This is a genomic window from Christiangramia sp. OXR-203, assembly GCF_034372165.1.
Classification (GTDB): Bacteria; Bacteroidota; Bacteroidia; order Flavobacteriales; family Flavobacteriaceae; genus Christiangramia.
Window position 1 is genome coordinate 1772044 of sequence record NZ_CP139698.1, and the last position, 12612, is coordinate 1784655.

The 12612-nt window shown below is 37.8% G+C and carries 12 protein-coding genes; 4 read left to right on the forward strand and 8 right to left on the reverse strand.

The window, feature by feature from the left end:
- Positions 1-2 precede the first annotated feature (2 nt).
- Complete coding sequence (locus T8I65_RS08040) at positions 3-2189, reverse strand: endonuclease MutS2 (RefSeq protein WP_322300206.1); 2187 nt, start codon at positions 2187-2189, stop codon at positions 3-5.
- Between the two features lie 47 nt (positions 2190-2236).
- On the opposite strand from T8I65_RS08040, the gene ung reads away from it, so the two are divergent.
- Complete coding sequence (gene ung / locus T8I65_RS08045; RefSeq protein ID WP_322300207.1) at positions 2237-2902, forward strand: uracil-DNA glycosylase; 666 nt, start codon at positions 2237-2239, stop codon at positions 2900-2902.
- A 19-nt stretch (positions 2903-2921) separates the two neighbouring features.
- Here ung and T8I65_RS08050 read toward each other — a convergent pair whose 3' ends face one another.
- The 7 genes from T8I65_RS08050 to T8I65_RS08080 all read right to left on the reverse strand — a co-directional run bounded on the left by T8I65_RS08050 (position 2922) and on the right by T8I65_RS08080 (position 9623).
- Positions 2922-3488, reverse strand: coding sequence for a hypothetical protein (locus T8I65_RS08050; protein ID WP_322300208.1), 567 nt, complete (start codon positions 3486-3488; stop codon positions 2922-2924).
- 12 nt (positions 3489-3500) lie between these two features.
- The gene (locus T8I65_RS08055; protein ID WP_322300209.1) at positions 3501-4361 is read right to left on the reverse strand and encodes a substrate-binding domain-containing protein; all 861 of its coding nucleotides are present in this window, start codon (positions 4359-4361) and stop codon (positions 3501-3503) included.
- Positions 4354-6411 (reverse strand): polyphosphate kinase 1, encoded by a 2058-nt coding sequence (gene ppk1 / locus T8I65_RS08060; RefSeq protein WP_322300210.1) that lies wholly within the window; start codon positions 6409-6411, stop codon positions 4354-4356. The genes T8I65_RS08055 and ppk1 overlap by 8 nt, the downstream gene beginning before the upstream one ends.
- A gap of 73 nt (positions 6412-6484) precedes the next feature.
- On the reverse strand, positions 6485-7354 hold the full coding sequence (locus T8I65_RS08065) for a nucleoside phosphorylase (protein WP_322300211.1): 870 nt from the start codon (positions 7352-7354) through the stop codon (positions 6485-6487).
- Between the two features lies 1 nt (position 7355).
- Entirely contained in the window at positions 7356-8285 is a 930-nt protein-coding gene (locus T8I65_RS08070) for a DUF1835 domain-containing protein (protein ID WP_322300212.1), read from the reverse strand.
- A gap of 27 nt (positions 8286-8312) precedes the next feature.
- Positions 8313-8669 (reverse strand): translation initiation factor, encoded by a 357-nt coding sequence (locus T8I65_RS08075; protein WP_322300213.1) that lies wholly within the window; start codon positions 8667-8669, stop codon positions 8313-8315.
- 3 nt (positions 8670-8672) lie between these two features.
- Entirely contained in the window at positions 8673-9623 is a 951-nt protein-coding gene (locus T8I65_RS08080) for an isopenicillin N synthase family dioxygenase (RefSeq protein WP_322302791.1), read from the reverse strand.
- Between the two features lie 125 nt (positions 9624-9748).
- Between T8I65_RS08080 and T8I65_RS08085 the strand changes: the two genes are divergently transcribed.
- The 3 genes from T8I65_RS08085 (at position 9749) to T8I65_RS08095 (ending at position 12611) form a co-directional block, all read left to right on the forward strand.
- Positions 9749-11755, forward strand: a complete 2007-nt coding sequence (locus tag T8I65_RS08085; RefSeq protein ID WP_322300214.1) for a dehydrogenase E1 component subunit alpha/beta — start codon at positions 9749-9751, stop codon at positions 11753-11755.
- 130 nt (positions 11756-11885) lie between these two features.
- Positions 11886-12047, forward strand: coding sequence for a DUF1328 domain-containing protein (locus T8I65_RS08090; RefSeq protein WP_026916217.1), 162 nt, complete (start codon positions 11886-11888; stop codon positions 12045-12047).
- A gap of 81 nt (positions 12048-12128) precedes the next feature.
- Positions 12129-12611 carry a lipocalin family protein gene (locus T8I65_RS08095; RefSeq protein WP_322300215.1) on the forward strand — a complete coding sequence of 161 codons (483 nt, stop codon included), beginning with the start codon at positions 12129-12131 and terminating at the stop codon, positions 12609-12611.
- Position 12612 lies beyond the last annotated feature (1 nt).

The following is a 12612-nucleotide window of genomic DNA, read 5'->3' on the forward strand; positions in this document are numbered from 1 at the left end:
AACTATTTCTTTTTAGCGGATTGTACGAGTTCCAATTGAGCCATGCCAACTGAAGTGGTGAAAATTCCATAATTTACTAGAGCTTTGTCTTTTTCTATTTTATCGATCGTTCCAACTGCTTTTCCATCTTCGAGCCGAACACGATCCCCAATCTTTAATTTAGCTTTTGGTTTATTGGCTTCCTGCTTCTTTAATTGCGTCTCTTTTTTCTTCTCTTCTTTTTTCTTTTCTCGAATAGGTTCAATTTTTTTCTGAACCTCTTTTTTCAGCTGTTCTTCTTTATTTCTCTTTGCTTTAAGTTTCTTGGCGCTTTCTTTTTTTCGTTTGGAATTCTCTATTTCCACCAGCTTTATAAATTCTCCAATAAGCTCTTTTTTCTTCTTATTGCTGAAGTATTTTTCACTTAGATCATTCACCTTTTGACCAAGGTAGATCATACGTTGATTGCTGTCATAAAGCTCCTGATAGCTTTCCAGTTTCTGCTGAATTCTGGTGTTTGTTTCTTCCAGCTTTTCTTTTTCTGCAGCGGCCTTTTGCTCTTTGGTCTTAAGGCTATCGGTTGTTTTTCTAAGGTTGGAGCGCTCCTTCTGAAGGTTCGCAATACTTCGATCAAATCTAATCTTACCACGCTCAACCTTCTTTTTGGAACGATTAATAAGGCTATAAGGAATTCCGTTTTTCTGTGCAACTTCAAACGTGAAAGAACTTCCGGCTTCTCCAACCTGTAGTTTATATATTGGCTCCAGCGTTTTATTATCGAACATCATATTCGCATTGCTCATTTCTGGTAATTCATTGGCCAGTTTCTTCAGGTTAGCATAATGTGTCGTAAGTATACCGAAGGATCCTTTTTCATAGAATACCTCCAGGAATGTTTCAGCTAAAGCACCACCAAGTTCTGGGTCACTTCCCGTACCAAATTCATCAATTAGAAACAATGTTTTGTCATCACATTTCCGGAGAAAGTAATTCATGTTTTTAAGTCGGTAGCTATACGTACTAAGGTGATTTTCTATAGATTGATTATCACCAATATCGGTAAGAACTTTTGAGAACAGGCACATTCTACTATACTCATGAACCGGAATGAGCATTCCGCTTTGAAGCATGACCTGCAAGAGTCCAACCGTCTTAAGTGTGATACTTTTACCACCTGCGTTTGGACCTGAAATAACCATTATTCGGTTATTAGCACCTAGTTCAATGCTTTGTGGAAACGTTTTCTCGTTCTTTTTCTTATTATTCAGAAGTAATAATGGGTGGTAGGCATCCTTCAGAAATAGTTCCCGATCCTTAGTGATCTTTGGTAAGATCCCTTCGATCTTATAAGCGTATTTAGCCTTGGCAGCGATCACGTCCATTTCACTTAGAAGATCCTGATGCTCTACTAGAACTTCGCGATAGGGTCTGGTAAATTCTGTTAGTTCTTTTAAGATTCGTTTGATCTCTTCCTTTTCCTCGTATTCTAAATTGTTCAGCTCCCGGGTGAATCGATGAGTAGCTTCCGGCTGAATATAAACAATACTGCCGGTTTTGGAATTTCCCATGATCCCGCCTTTTACCTTACGGCGATACATGGATTTTACAGCGAGCACCCGCACATTCTCTACAACACTTTCTTTGATCTCGTCTAGATACCCATAACCGTTGTAAGTAGTTAAGGCTGAATTGAAACTTATATTTATCTGCCCCTTTACAGCATTGATCGATCTTCGCAACTGCTGCAAATACGTGGAAGCATCATCTTTCATTTCTCCAAACCTATCAATAACTGAATTAATCCTTTCTACAAGGCTTAGGTCATATTCCAGATGTGAAACAGTCTCAGACAAAGCGGGATAGAGATGCTTATTTTTTCTGAAGAATTTCAGATGATTGTTCACCGTTTCATTTAATGAAGAAATCTTTCTGAAACCTCCAATTTCCAAAACCGACTCTTCTATAGCCAGTAATCGAAGCTCAGGTTCAATACTGTCGAATCCATGATTCGGGATCGCTTCATCCTGAGTTTTGGATTTAACAAATTCGTTGGTTTGATCGAGTCCAAAAACGGTTTTCTGAAAACTCGGGTATGGTTGGATCTTAAGAGCCTTCTCTTTTCCTTGTCCTGTAATGCAAAGTTCGCTTACCTGTGCGCATACTACCGGAAATTCCAAATCATCAAGACTCCTGGAACTAATTTTTATCATATCAATTTTTCCCTACATTTGAGGTTCTACAAAGTTACTCAATTCTCATGAACGTAAGAATAGATCAAAGCTGGAAAAAAGTTCTAAATGCTGAATTTGAAAAGGACTATTTCAAGAATTTAATTCAATATGTAAAAAAAGAGTATACGGAATATAAATGTTTTCCTCCAGGCAGTGAGATTTTCGCTGCTTTTGATCATTCTACTTTTGATAATACCAGGGTAGTTATCCTGGGTCAGGATCCATATCATGGAGTAGGGCAGGCGAACGGTTTGTGTTTTTCTGTTCGTGATAATGTCCAGATTCCTCCTTCGCTAATCAATATTTTTAAGGAGATCGAGACTGATCTAAATAAACCCGCGCCTTCCAACGGAAACCTGGAAAGATGGGCAGATCAAGGCGTACTTTTATTAAATGCTACCTTAAGTGTGCGAGCTCACCAGGCTGGTTCCCACCAAAATAAAGGCTGGGAAGTCTTTACAGATGAAGTGATCAGACTAATTTCCCAAGAAAAAGAAAATGTTGTTTTCATGCTTTGGGGTGGATATGCCAAGAAAAAATCCAAGCTAATCGATAGTTCCAAACATCTTATTTTAACCAGTGGTCATCCTTCACCATTAAGTGCAAATAGAGGATACTGGTTTGGAAACAAACATTTTAGTAAAGCCAACAAGTATTTGCAATCAAAAGGGAAAAATCCAATTAACTGGTAAGCAAACTCAATAATTGCAATTAGAATCTATATCCAAGGTTGACCATAAACTGACCAGCTATTGTTGGTGATCTCTCACTGAACAAGTTTCTTCCTATACCACCGCTTAGGTCTAATAAAAAACCACCTTTAGAAACAAACTTACCGCCCAAACCGAATCCTATGGCAAAGTCGGTATAGTCATAAGTATCATAAATATAATCGTCAACGCCTGCGTCGTAGTAATATCCATCTTCATATTCACCATTGGATAACATTCCAAAACCATGAACATAAAATCCACGCGCATATTTAGAACTAAAGAAATGCTTGTATTTCCCGGTTAATGAGAGCTCTTTATAATAAGCATCATTGAGATAATCATCCTTAGTTGGATGGTAAAAAGCTTCGATCGCCCAGGTAGAATTTTCAGAAATTATGCGTTCATAGGTAATATCCACGATACCGAAGGCAACGAGATTGAAAGCATTCAGACTTAATTCTTGATTTCCGGATTCCCTTGAAATTGCGCTGGAAATACTGTCGTTGGTCTGGCTAAAGCCCAGAGATGTAGCTGCTAAAAGCAAGCAGGTAAGTAAGAATTTCATTTAAGAGGTAGATTATTTAGCCCTGAAATTATGAATTAATTCCTTACAATCTACTTTTTCGGAAATAAGTTTAAGTCTTTTTAAATAGTCCTGAACTTCAATTAGATCCTGATTGGCAATTTGCTGCTGACTCCAATGGGTGAGATCAAGCCATTTACGGATATCTTCCAGTTTCTGTCCGTATCTTTTTGCCAGTTCAACATCTATATTTTTCTGAATTTTAAAATCGCTTGTTTCAGTATTCAAAACATCCAGCATTTGAACAAGCTCATCAGGTTTTTCATCGATCGCATTTTGAGAAGCGGCAATAACAAAACAAGGCCATGGAGTAGGGCAGTCGGCAATAAGTCTGAAGGTATTATTGTCTACCAGAGGTTTTGTAGTAAAATGTTCCCACATAAAATACTGTGCATCATCCTGTCTTAAAGCTTCAATAGCTCCATTTAAATTGTGAACGATTTCGAATTTTAGTGAATCTGTATTCCACCCAACATTTTCAGCATTTACATAGGCCATTAGATGTGAGCCACTTCCTTCACGGCTAATCGCAGCCTTTGAACCCTTAAGGTCATTTATGTTTTTAAAGGAAGATCTACCATCCACATGAATTCCCCAAATAAGCGGACTTCCAATATAATTCTGAATGATCTTACTTTGATTACCATTTATAATATCACGAGTTATACCTTCTGTTAGTATAACTGCTACGTCTATTTCCTCTTCCCGAAGCAAATTACACATCGCTCCTGTACCTTCCGGAACTTCTCTCCATTCGAGGTCTATTCCTGCTTCTGTGAATTTGTTATTCTCTATACAGCGATGCCAGGGTAAATTAAAATGCTCCGGTACACCACCAACTTTGATCTTAGTCATTTGAATGCTTTTCTTTTAAGTAGTCATAAATCGCATATTGCGAACGCACTGTCTCCTCGTTATCTTCTTTCTGAACATAGGTATTGGTTTCGTCTTTATCCTGAATACGAGCTTTCACATTATCCCTTAACTGAAGATGTAGTATATCTTTAAATTCGTTGAAAATATCTTCATCCAGCACTGGAGAAATAACTTCGATCCTGCGATCAAGATTACGACTCATCCAGTCTGCACTCCCATAAAACATCTTTTCGTCACCACCATTTTCAAAAAGATAGATTCTACCGTGTTCCAGAAAACGATCAACTACACTGGTGATATAAATATTTTCACTCATCCCTTCAACTCCTGGAATTAGACAGGTAAATCCGCGTATCAGCATTCTAATTTCTACACCCGCTTCGCTCGCCCGGTACAACAACTCGATCATTTCATCATCTTCAAGGCTGTTCATCTTGGCAGTAATCTTCGCCTTTTTACCATCTCTGGCATTTTCGATCTCGTTGTAGATAAGTTTGGTGAATTCCTGCCGTGTAGAAAATGGAGAGATCAAAAGGTTCTTTTCTCTTGGTATGATTAGTTCCCCTTCCAGTACTTTGAATAGGCGGTCGAGTTCTTTGGTGATCAGTTTATTTGCTGTAAAGATTGCATGATCGCAATAGATTTCAGAGGTTTCTGCATTGAAATTTCCCGTACCAATATAAGCATATCGTACAGTTTCACCCTTCTCCTGCCTTTTTACCAGCATGATCTTGGAATGTACTTTTACCTTTGGAAAAGAATAGATTACATGAGCGCCTTTTTCTTCAAATTTTCTTCCCCAGCTAATATTGTTTTCCTCATCGAATCTTGCTTTGGCTTCCACAAAAACAGTAACACTTTTACCGTTTTCCAACGCCTGCATTAGAGAGTTAGTCAGCTTAGATTCATCGGCTACCCGATAAAGAGAAATACTAATATCAGTGACCTGGTCATCTGCTGCGGCCTGTTCTACAAATTTCTCTACATAGTCAAAAGACATAAAAGGAAAATGCAACGCCTGATCTTTCTCTAAAATAGATTTAAAGTAATCATTACTTTTTTCAAGGGTTTTATGGGGTAGAGGTGGTAGCTTTTTAAAATGAAGATCGCTATTGCTACTTGGGTCAGGAAAAGTAAAGAAGTCTTTAAAATTATGATATTTACCTCCCGGCATCATATCGATCTTCCCTAATTCCAGAAGTTTCCTGATTTTTCTATGAACAGGATCGGGCATGCTTGCATCATAAAGTAATCTCGTAGGCTGTCCATCTGTTCTTTGCTTTAAAGATTCATAGATCTTTTCTGCCAGTACGCCTTCATATATATCGTCAATATATAATTCAGCATCACGGGATAATTTGATTTCATAAATTCCTGTAATATCGCTTTCAGGAAAAATTTTAAACAGTTGATGTCTTAAAATTTCATCTAAATAAGTGATCTGATGTTTATCTGCTTCATCCTTAAAAGTTACGAATCGGCCACATTCTTCTACCGGTATATTAACAATGGCTAATTTATTTTCATCTTTAAAAGTAACCAGAAAATAAAGGATAGAATTTTTTAAAAATAGCTCATTTTCTTCATTCAGATTAACAAGTATTGGATCTAAATGTTGCTGAATGTTCTCCTTAAAATAATCTTCAGCAAAGGCCTTTTGCTTTTGATCGTAATGATCTGCCTCCAGTAAGAATATATTGTTCGCCGCTAGTTCCGGAATGATCTGTTTTTTATAGATATCACCAAACTGATTTTGTTGCTTTTTAACTTCTTCGATGATCTGCTTAGTGATCCTTGAAGGTTTGAGGGCTAGTTTTTTCCTGATACTTTTCTTCACCCGTTTCATTTGGCGGAGTTGAGAAACACGTACACGGAAATACTCATCCAGGTTGGAAGAAAAAATTGCCAGGAATTTCATTCTGTCGTAAAGAGGATTAATTTTATCTGCAGCCTCCTGTAGAACCCTTTCGTTAAAACTCAACCAGTTTAGATCTCGGTGTCTAAAACGGTTTTCATTAGGTTGCGACATGGACATTATTTTGTTTAATCAAAAATACAAAGTAAGCCATGCAGAGCTTTTAATATATTGTTAAATAAGCTGTCTAAGCAACGATCCGTTCAAGACAGTATTTAATAAGATTATCCACAAGTTTTTTAGGATCTGCTGAAAATTCTCCGGTAGCTCTGTTCGCCAATACGGCGTTCATAGAAACTGCATGATGTCCCAGTAATTTGGACATCCCGTAAATTCCTGAAGTTTCCATCTCAAGATTGGTAATAGACCTTCCGTTAAAATTGAAGGCGGCGATATTTTGGTTCATATCTGCCTCAGGAATGGAGTTTCGAAGCACTCTTCCCTGTGGTCCATAGAAACCAATATTCGTAGCAGTAAAACCTTTGACAGTATCTTTAGATGAGAATTTCTCGATGAGTCGATTGCTTCCTTCGACTACATATGGATATGCTTTTTTAGAAGACCAGTTCGTTTGCTTTACAAATTCTTCAGCATAATTAGCCTGTAAAAAACTATCACTTTCATAGAAATACATAAGACCATCAAAGCCCATTGCAAGTTCACTTACCAGAAATGAATCTAATGCGATATCTTCTCTAATAGAACCGGTGGTACCAATTCTAATAATTTCCAAAGCTTTAAGATCATTCTTAACTTCTTTCTTCTGCAGATCGATATTTGCCAGCGCATCCAGTTCGGTTAAAGCGATATCAATATTATCGGTTCCCATTCCTGTAGACATTACGGTGATTCTTTTTCCATCCAGAAGACCAGTATGAGTACAGAATTCACGTTTTATTCGCGTGATCTCGATCTTATCAAAATAGGCACTGATTCTTTCTACTCTCGCCGGGTCACCTACGGTAATTACTGTATCTGCGATTTCGTGTGGTAGTAAACCAAGGTGATATATGGAACCGTCCTCATTGAGGATCAATTCTGAAGCTTTTAAACTCATTCTATAATTTTAATAATCGGTTCAATTCAGGATCATAGAGAAAATCGAATTTTCGAACTCCGCCATAAATCTGTTCATTTGAAAGTTCACGATAGAAGTTCTTTTTCCCATTTAATACCTGAATTCCTTTATCAGTAAGTTGTATTTTATTTTCGTTTTCAGAAAAGAACAGGGAGAGCCTGTCCAGTTTTCTTTGCATCTGGCTATCGCTATACCCATAGTAACCCTGATGCTGAAGAGCGTATCCCAGTAAATGATTTCTACTTGTAATCTCTCTTGACTCTATAAGCTTTAAAATGTTTCTGTCAAGGGAGTTGATCCCTGTCTTACTATTTGGAAACCTTTCAATATGCGCTCTTATGCAGCTTGATAAATACTCAAAATTAGACTTGGTCTTGATTTGTGCTTTTAATTTTAAAGGATCTTCACCACAATACAGTTCCCAAATCAACAATGCAACTTCAATATCTTCAGAAGTTAATGCAATGCTGTTTTCATAATGGTTCTTTAATTCCGAAATTGATAGCTGGCATAAAGGTTGAAATTCCTTGTCGCCCTTGAGTTTTTTGCTACACACAAGAAATACGGGCATATCCATTTTCTTGTTCGCTAGCACCTGAATAGCAGCAAGCATATTGATATGGCAAAAAAGATCATACTCGAACCACAGATAGACTTTGTCATAGTCATCCATGGCTTTTAATCTTTCAACTTCAGAAATAAACCGTTCTTCATAATTTTCCGCAGAGATATCGTATGCCTTCAACAGGAATTTCTTGCGCATTTTGAAGAACTTGTCATTAAGCTTCCTGTTTGTAGGACCTTCACATAAAAGTTCGCGCCATATAATCAATTCACCCGGTAAGTTTAGCTCCTGCATTTGCCCGGCCAAACCATCACCGTTCACTATATGTAAAGTCTTTTCGCTCATATTTGAGATATAAAAAACGTGCTGAAATTAACCTCCAACACGTTTAACCTGATATCCTTGTTTTTGCAGGATCTGCATTATTTTTTCACGATCGTCACCCTGAATAATTATTTCTCCATCCTTGGTACTACCGCCAACGCCACATTTTTTCTTCAGTAATTTCCCTAGCTTTATGAGTTCTTCTTCAGGACCCTGGTAATTCTTGATGATAGTCACCGTTTTACCGCCTCTTCCTTTATTACTGAAATGTGCTTCTAATTGCTGATCCTCTGGAGCGAGTTCTTCCTGGGAATCTCCATTGGTATATGATGTTTCATCAAATTCATCATTGGTCGAAAACACGAAACCTCCCAGATCTTCCAGACCTAATTTCTTTTTCGCCATTATCTATTTTTTTAAGAGACCAATCTCCACAAGACGCTGATGCAAAAATTCTCCTGCAGTAATGTCTTCATATTGTTTTGGATTGTCTTCATCGATACATTCTTCAAGACAGTCAAGTCTCATGTCACTACGAGGATGCATAAAGAAAGGGATAGAATATCTAGGTTTTCCCCATTGATCTATTGGTGGGTTTGTAACCCGGTGAATAGTAGAACGAAGTTTGTTATTGGTATGTCTTTCCAGCATATCCCCAACGTTGATCACTAGTTCATCTTCCTGCGGAACTGCATCGATCCATTCACCATCCTTCCGAAGTACTTGCAGACCTCCGGTAGATGCCCCCATCAATAGAGTAATTAAATTGATATCTCCGTGAGCTCCAGCTCTAACTGCTCCTTTTGGTTCTTCAGTGATCGGCGGGTAATGTATTGGTCTTAAAATACTATTTCCATTACTTGCCCAATGATCAAAATAGTGCTCTTCCAATCCAATGTATAAAGCAAGGGCACGAAGCACGTAAATACCAGTTTTTTCCAGCATTCTATATGCTTCCATCCCAGTTTTATTAAAATCTGGTAATTCTTCCACCTGCACATTTTCAGGATATTCCTCAGACAGTTTCGCATCTTCTGAAGGTTCCTGTCCAAAGTGCCAGAACTCCTTTAAATCTCCTTCTTTTTTACCTTTCGCATGCTCTTTTCCGAAGGAAATATAACCTCTTTGGCCAGCCAGCCCTTCAATCTCGTAGTTCTTCTTAGTTTCAACCGGTAAGTCAAAAAAATATTTTACTTCTTTGTAAAGATTGTCAACCAGACTATCACTCAAAAAGTGATTTTTAAGAGCTACAAAACCTATTTCTTCATAAGCCTTACCAATCTCGTTAACGAACTTTTCTTTTCTTTTAGGATCTTCCGAAAGAAAATCGGCGAGATCTACACTGGGAATATTATTCATTGCCATATAGCGCTTTTAAAATTTTAGGTAACAAACAAAGTTAAGTAAAATTAAGTAATTCATGGATTTTTAGCATCCATTCAACTTTATAATTTTACTTACATTTATCGAACAAATTATAATATATGTCTTCTGTAGATACTTCACAAACCAAAATACTATACAATTCCAGCAATCATGATACCGAGACTCTTCAGGATCTGTATTCTGCGCTATTAAAACCCAGAATGATCGAAGAAAAGATGTTGATCTTGCTGCGTCAGGGTAAGATTAGTAAATGGTTTAGTGGAATTGGGCAGGAGGCGATTTCTGTAGGAGTAACCAAGGCTTTATCCAAGCACGAGTATATTTTACCTATGCATCGAAATCTCGGTGTTTTCACTACCCGTGAAATTCCATTGAAACGGTTGTTCGCTCAATGGCAGGGGAAAGCTTCTGGTTTTACAAAAGGTAGAGACCGGAGTTTTCATTTTGGAACACAGGAATTCAATATAGTAGGAATGATCTCTCATCTGGGACCACAGCTTGGAGTGGCAGATGGTATTGCACTTGCTAGCAAACTCAAAAAAGAAGGATCTGTAACTGCAGTTTTCACTGGTGAGGGTGGTACTAGTGAAGGTGATTTTCATGAAGCACTGAATATTGCCTCGGTTTGGGATCTACCAGTTTTGTTCTGTATCGAGAATAATGGTTACGGACTCTCAACTCCGACTACGGAACAGTATAGATGTAAGGATCTTGCAGATCGCGGTGCTGGCTATGGGATGGAGGCGCATATCATAGATGGCAATAATATTCTCGAAGTTTATGAGAAAATCTCTGCAATAGCTGAAAGTATGCGGAAAGAACCCAGGCCGGTTCTTGTGGAATTCAAGACTTTTAGAATGAGAGGACATGAGGAAGCCAGTGGTACCAAATATGTTCCGAAGGAATTAATGGATGAGTGGCAGGCAAAGGATCCCGTGCTCAATTTTGAAAATTACCTTCTTGAAAATAATATTATATCACTAGATCATATTTCAGGAATAAAAGAAAAAATATTACAGGAGATCAACCAACATCTCGAAATCGCCAATTCTGAACCAATCGTTTCCGCAAATCTGGAAACTGAATTAAAGGATGTGTATGCAAATTATGAATATGAAGAAGTTCAGCCTGCATCTACAACTTCAGAATTAAGATTTATAGATGCCATTGCTGCATCTGTTTCAGAATCTATGGAACGTCACCCCAATCTTGTGCTTATGGGACAGGATATTGCAGATTATGGTGGTGTTTTTAAGATTACCGACGGTTTGCTTGCTAAATATGGTAAGGAAAGAATCCGCAATACGCCCATATGTGAATCGGCAATAGTTAGCACAGCCATGGGTCTATCCATAAAGGGTATGAAAGCTATGGTTGAAATGCAATTTAGTGATTTTGTAAGTTCGGGATTCAATCCAATCGTAAATTACCTTGCAAAAGTAAATTACCGATGGAACCAAAATGCCGATGTCGTCATCAGAATGCCATGCGGGGGTAGTGTAGGTGCAGGACCATTCCATAGCCAGACCAACGAAGCCTGGTTTACAAAAATCCCCGGGTTAAAAATCATCTATCCTGCTTTTCCTGCAGATGCTAAAGGTTTGTTGAATACAGCCTTTAATGATCCTAATCCCGTATTATATTTCGAGCACAAAGCGCTTTATCGAAGTATCAGGCAGGAAGTTCCAGAAGGGTATTACACTGCAGAATTCGGAAAAGCTTCCTTAATTAGAGAAGGTAGCGATGTTACTATAATCACTTACGGAGCAGGTGTTCATTGGGCTATGGAAATTCTGGATGAGTTGGAAGTGGATTCTGCAGACCTTCTGGACCTTCGAAGTTTACAACCACTTGACAAGGAAGCAATTTGTGAATCAGTCACAAAAACAGGAAAAGTGATCGTACTAACAGAGGATTCACTAACGGGTAGTTTTGCTTCAGAAATTGCTGCCATGATCACTGAGAATTGTTTTGAAAGTCTTGATGCTCCAGTATATAGAGTGGGTTCTTTGGAAACACCAATACCATTCGCAAAGGAGCTGGAAAACCAGTATTTGCCAAAGGATCGCTTCAAATTAAAATTACAGGAATTATTGAATTATTAGCAAGCTTTTATCATTAAATTGAGATAATTAAGAATAGTTAACACATTCTCTGTTAAATAATTAATAATCTTTTGTTGACGCCTTACTACTACTGTAATTTAGATTCAACTAATCAATAAATCTATACATTATGGTACGTTTAATCGTCATTTTTCTGATTATTGCAATCGTTGCCGCAATCTTCGGTTTTGGAGGAATTGCAGACGGTGCAGCAGATATCGCGAAGATAATTTTTTACATCTTCCTTGTACTACTGGTAATCTCATTACTAAGTCGTTTATTCAGAAGATAATCGAACAATAACATTTTAAATCCAATGTGCTTCGGAACAATCCTTGTCACATTGGATTTTTACTTTTAAATCAAATCCTACATGAAAAAGATATTTATTTTACTTGCAACAATTGGACTACTTGCTTCCTGTGGAGGAACGAGTAAAGTTGCCAAAGAGGCTAGAAAGAGCTTTGATGGTCAATGGATATTAACAAGTGTTACTTATCCAAATAATCCGGGCCAATTCAATGTGACTCTTTTCAACGAAGCTCAGGCTTCCTGTTTCGAGAACAGTAACTGGGACTTTGTTTCCAATAATAACCGTGGAACTTACACAGTTTCGGGTACAGGTTGTGATGGAGAAACGAACCAGTTCATCTGGTCTATCGATGAAGAGAACACCCCTCAGGGGATATACGATTTTCTTCTGAAGCCTACTAATGAAGATTACAAATCTACGACAGGAAATGAAGGATTCAGACTGAACTTACAGAGTTTAACTGATACTAATATGACCTGGTCACAAACAGTTAGTCTTGATGGCTCACCGTTTACAATCAAAATGAATTTTACTAAACTTTAAT

What these genes read in the sequence shown, in the direction of transcription:
- T8I65_RS08040 (WP_322300206.1), bottom strand. Translation starts at nt 2,189, where the DNA reads ATGATAAAAATTAGTTCCAGGAGTCTTGATGATTTGGAATTTCCGGTA.
- ung (WP_322300207.1), top strand. Translation starts at nt 2,237, where the DNA reads ATGAACGTAAGAATAGATCAAAGCTGGAAAAAAGTTCTAAATGCTGAA.
- T8I65_RS08050 (WP_322300208.1), bottom strand. Translation starts at nt 3,488, where the DNA reads ATGAAATTCTTACTTACCTGCTTGCTTTTAGCAGCTACATCTCTGGGC.
- T8I65_RS08055 (WP_322300209.1), bottom strand. Translation starts at nt 4,361, where the DNA reads ATGACTAAGATCAAAGTTGGTGGTGTACCGGAGCATTTTAATTTACCC.
- ppk1 (WP_322300210.1), bottom strand. Translation starts at nt 6,411, where the DNA reads ATGTCGCAACCTAATGAAAACCGTTTTAGACACCGAGATCTAAACTGG.
- T8I65_RS08065 (WP_322300211.1), bottom strand. Translation starts at nt 7,354, where the DNA reads ATGAGTTTAAAAGCTTCAGAATTGATCCTCAATGAGGACGGTTCCATA.
- T8I65_RS08070 (WP_322300212.1), bottom strand. Translation starts at nt 8,285, where the DNA reads ATGAGCGAAAAGACTTTACATATAGTGAACGGTGATGGTTTGGCCGGG.
- T8I65_RS08075 (WP_322300213.1), bottom strand. Translation starts at nt 8,669, where the DNA reads ATGGCGAAAAAGAAATTAGGTCTGGAAGATCTGGGAGGTTTCGTGTTT.
- T8I65_RS08080 (WP_322302791.1), bottom strand. Translation starts at nt 9,623, where the DNA reads ATGAATAATATTCCCAGTGTAGATCTCGCCGATTTTCTTTCGGAAGAT.
- T8I65_RS08085 (WP_322300214.1), top strand. Translation starts at nt 9,749, where the DNA reads ATGTCTTCTGTAGATACTTCACAAACCAAAATACTATACAATTCCAGC.
- T8I65_RS08090 (WP_026916217.1), top strand. Translation starts at nt 11,886, where the DNA reads ATGGTACGTTTAATCGTCATTTTTCTGATTATTGCAATCGTTGCCGCA.
- T8I65_RS08095 (WP_322300215.1), top strand. Translation starts at nt 12,129, where the DNA reads ATGAAAAAGATATTTATTTTACTTGCAACAATTGGACTACTTGCTTCC.